Annotated in this window: 2 protein-coding genes; both read right to left on the reverse strand. The window is 52.5% G+C overall.

The features are described from left to right. Nucleotides 1-453: 453 nt before the first annotated feature. The gene (locus BP727_RS13375) at nucleotides 454-1,305 is read right to left on the reverse strand and encodes a hypothetical protein (protein WP_286859340.1); all 852 of its coding nucleotides are present in this window, start codon (nucleotides 1,303-1,305) and stop codon (nucleotides 454-456) included. Nucleotides 1,306-1,308: 3 nt separating this feature from the next. Further along, on the reverse strand, nucleotides 1,309-2,328 hold a 1,020-nt coding region (gene argS / locus BP727_RS13380; RefSeq protein ID WP_286859342.1), incomplete at its 5' end, for an arginine--tRNA ligase.

Below are 2,328 nucleotides of genomic sequence, written 5' to 3' on the forward strand. Positions count from 1 at the left end.
GCCTCGGCCATAAACATTGAGAGCCAAGCCACCAGGCCTATAACCAGAAAATATCTATTTAGTCCTTTCATATTTATCACCAAAGATTGCTCAGTCGAATGTCCATGTCATGCTGTTCGCTTATCTTAATCTGACAACATCGCTCCGACCACGACGACATGCTAACAGGTTCCTGATCGAGAGATGATTGAAGTGCGGTTTCAGTTTCAGTTAGATTATTGCTCTGAATTGCCCAGGAGCATTCCTTAAAATGTTATCTTGATGATCATTTATTAATGTTTTGCACTGAAGCGCCGGAGCCTTCGGAGAAGGCTCAATTTCTGGTTCCTCACTGTTTTGTATGGATGAGATGGAAATCTGAAGCCTAATCCAATCAAGAATGAAAATCGTTATCCTGAGGTTACCCATATGAAACAGCGAAGAGCCAGCACGATGGTTTTACGGTTTCGGCTCTCATTCTATCAACAGGGTATAGGCCATATCCCTCTTGAATCTCTTTGTATGTTCGCTCTTGTTGATTATATTTCCCTGGACATCCCTTTGGGAGATGCTGATGGTGTGAGTCTTGTCTGCACTTAGAGTGAAGCTGGCAACGCCATCAATAGACCCATCTCCCACATCGCTGCTGTAGAAGGCCCCGTCCAGATAGACGTCATATCCTTTTATCCTCTCGCTCTTTATCGTCACCATTGCCCTTCCAGTGGAAATGGTCCCTACATCCAATGGCGAGACCGAAGCGTTATCGGACTTTGCGACCAGGTCCAAGATCAGGGCATTACCAGGCTCGCTCTTCCGAGCTGCTATCATGAAGTATCGCCCCTCTTCCTCTGCCCTCAGCCTGAGGAGATGATATCCTTCAAGGAGATTGAAGCTCCAGCGATCTCGTGTGCCGCTGGCATAAGAGATCAAATAGACGTCCACTTCGCCATACTCGGGCATATAAATGATTATATCCACATCCTCTCCCTGGATGGCTTTGAGGTAGTGGCTCCACTGCAAGTCATTTCGAATCCAGAGCTGGCATGAGAATGGCAGGGATGCGAGCTCCGAGAAGTTCAGAAGATGCGATCCGATATTAAGCGAAGGAGTCTCGGCATCGCCCGGATTGAAGGCCAGAGGAGCAGATAGCTCTGTGGCCATTTTATCATCCTCCCCTGCCTCATCGCTGACCCAGGGGGCTTCTGTCCAGCTATAATTGGACTGGGGCAAGGCTTGAGCCGATGCAGCCAGGAGCAGGATCACAATCATCAGACCGATCAATTCTCTAAGGGGGATGGAGATTGGATGCAGGCGCAAGCGTCCCATGGCTTACATCGTCTCCAGGGCGGATATGCCCAGGGTCTCCAGGGTGGTTCGCAGAGCGTTTCTGGCCGCTTTAGCCAGAGCCAGCCTGGCCTCCCGAAGCTCAAAAGATGCATCCAGCACTGGGCTGTAGCGGTAGAAGAGGTTGAAGCTCTCCGCCAGCTCGCGGGCATATGTGGCCAGATGATGGGGCTTTAGCTCGCATGCTGCCCTGTCGATGACCAGATCGAACTGGGCGATCTTCTTGATCAGGGCGACCTCATAATCGCTTACCAGCAGATCAGCCTGGAACTTTTCACTCTGTTCGCCTTTGCGAAGGATGCTGCAGGCCCGGGCATGGGAGTACTGGATGAAGGGGGCTGACAGCTTCTCGAAGTCTAAGGCCTGCTTCCAGTCGAAGGTGGTGGCCTTGTCCGCGGATACCTTTACCACATCGTAGCGCACTGCACCGCTGGCTACCTGGCGGGCCACCTCCTTTAAAAACTCCGGGCTCTCATCAGGCCGGCGGGCCCTAACCTCTTCCATAGCCTGTTTTTCCACCTCATCCAATAGCTCGTCCGCGGAGATGAACTTGCCCTTGCGGGTGCTCATGGAGCCTGTAGGCAGAGAGACGAACTCGAATATCACCACCTCCGGCTCGCGGACGCCTAAAAGGCCCAAAGCCACTCGCAGCTGTCCGGAGACCAATTTATGGTCCGCTCCAAGGATATCCACAGAGCGATCGGAGTTGGCCGACTTCCAGCGGTGGTAGGCCAGGTCGCGAGTGATGTATAGCGATGTCCCATTGGCTCTTTTCAGGACCATCTTCTTCTCAAAGCCATAATCATTCAGGTCCAGCTGAAGAGATCCCTCATCCCAGGCGACAAGGCCGGTCTTCTCCAGGCTTTCTACGATCTCGGCCACGCTGCCATCCCGCACGAACTCCGACTCCCAGTGGTAGCTGTCGTGGCGGATGTTCATCCTCTGCAAGGTCTGTTCTATTCCGCCGATAGCATAACGAACGGCAGACTGGACCTTGGCGGTGAC

It is taken from the genome of Methanosaeta sp. UBA356 (assembly GCF_002496465.1).
GTDB classification, from domain to species: domain Archaea; phylum Halobacteriota; class Methanosarcinia; order Methanotrichales; family Methanotrichaceae; genus Methanothrix; species Methanothrix soehngenii.

Bases quoted from the DNA above. Each gene is read 5' to 3' on its own strand.
- BP727_RS13375 (WP_286859340.1), bottom strand. From the start codon at position 1,305: ATGGGACGCTTGCGCCTGCATCCAATCTCCATCCCCCTTAGAGAATTG.